The sequence below is a fragment of the Mycobacterium sp. NPDC004974 genome (assembly GCF_053600815.1).
Genome location: NZ_JBSGAQ010000029.1, coordinates 3,729 through 5,390 on the forward strand (window position 1 = coordinate 3,729; position 1,662 = coordinate 5,390).

Annotated in this window: 1 rRNA gene; it reads right to left on the bottom strand. The window is 55.8% G+C overall.

Annotation, left to right across the window (positions count from 1 at the left end):
- Window positions 1-15: 15 nt before the first annotated feature.
- Window positions 16-1,533: ribosomal RNA gene (locus tag ACWEFV_RS32285) — 16S ribosomal RNA — on the bottom strand.
- Window positions 1,534-1,662: the final 129 nt, after the last annotated feature.

The following is a 1,662-nucleotide window of genomic DNA, read 5'->3' on the forward strand; positions in this document are numbered from 1 at the left end:
ATTGGTGCTCCTTAGAAAGGAGGTGATCCAGCCGCACCTTCCGGTACGGCTACCTTGTTACGACTTCGTCCCAATCGCCGATCCCACCTTCGACGGCTCCCTCCACAAGGGTTAGGCCACCGGCTTCGGGTGTTACCGACTTTCATGACGTGACGGGCGGTGTGTACAAGGCCCGGGAACGTATTCACCGCAGCGTTGCTGATCTGCGATTACTAGCGACTCCGACTTCACGGGGTCGAGTTGCAGACCCCGATCCGAACTGAGACCGGCTTTGAAAGGATTCGCTCCACCTCACGGCATCGCAGCCCTTTGTACCGGCCATTGTAGCATGTGTGAAGCCCTGGACATAAGGGGCATGATGACTTGACGTCATCCCCACCTTCCTCCGAGTTGACCCCGGCAGTCTCTCACGAGTCCCCACCATTACGTGCTGGCAACATGAGACAAGGGTTGCGCTCGTTGCGGGACTTAACCCAACATCTCACGACACGAGCTGACGACAGCCATGCACCACCTGCACACAGGCCACAAGGGAACCAATATCTCTACTGGCGTCCTGTGCATGTCAAACCCAGGTAAGGTTCTTCGCGTTGCATCGAATTAATCCACATGCTCCGCCGCTTGTGCGGGCCCCCGTCAATTTCTTTGAGTTTTAGCCTTGCGGCCGTACTCCCCAGGCGGGGTACTTAATGCGTTAGCTACGGCACGGATCCCAAGGAAGGAAACCCACACCTAGTACCCACCGTTTACGGCGTGGACTACCAGGGTATCTAATCCTGTTCGCTCCCCACGCTTTCGCTCCTCAGCGTCAGTTACTGCCCAGAGACCCGCCTTCGCCACCGGTGTTCCTCCTGATATCTGCGCATTCCACCGCTACACCAGGAATTCCAGTCTCCCCTGCAGTACTCTAGTCTGCCCGTATCGCCCGCACGCCCACAGTTAAGCTGTGAGTTTTCACGAACAACGTGACAAACCACCTACGAGCTCTTTACGCCCAGTAATTCCGGACAACGCTCGGACCCTACGTATTACCGCGGCTGCTGGCACGTAGTTGGCCGGTCCTTCTTCTATAGGTACCGTCACTTGCGCTTCGTCCCTATTGAAAGAGGTTTACAACCCGAAGGCCGTCATCCCTCACGCGGCGTCGCTGCATCAGGCTTGCGCCCATTGTGCAATATTCCCCACTGCTGCCTCCCGTAGGAGTCTGGGCCGTATCTCAGTCCCAGTGTGGCCGGTCACCCTCTCAGGCCGGCTACCCGTCGTCGCCTTGGTAGGCCATTACCCCACCAACAAGCTGATAGGCCGCGGGCCCATCCCACACCGCAAAAGCTTTCCACCACACTCCATGAAGAGCATGGTCATATTCGGTATTAGACCCAGTTTCCCAGGCTTATCCCAAAGTGCAGGGCAGATCACCCACGTGTTACTCACCCGTTCGCCACTCGAGTACCCCGAAGGGCCTTTCCGTTCGACTTGCATGTGTTAAGCACGCCGCCAGCGTTCGTCCTGAGCCAGAATCAAACTCTCCAAACAAAAACTTCCCATCCAAAGACAGGCAGAATTCGAATCAGAAAAATCCGATCAAAACAAAAGACACCAACAAACTGGCATCAAAAAAACAAACAACCACACCCTAAACGGGAAAAAGAGCGTGGCCAAAAA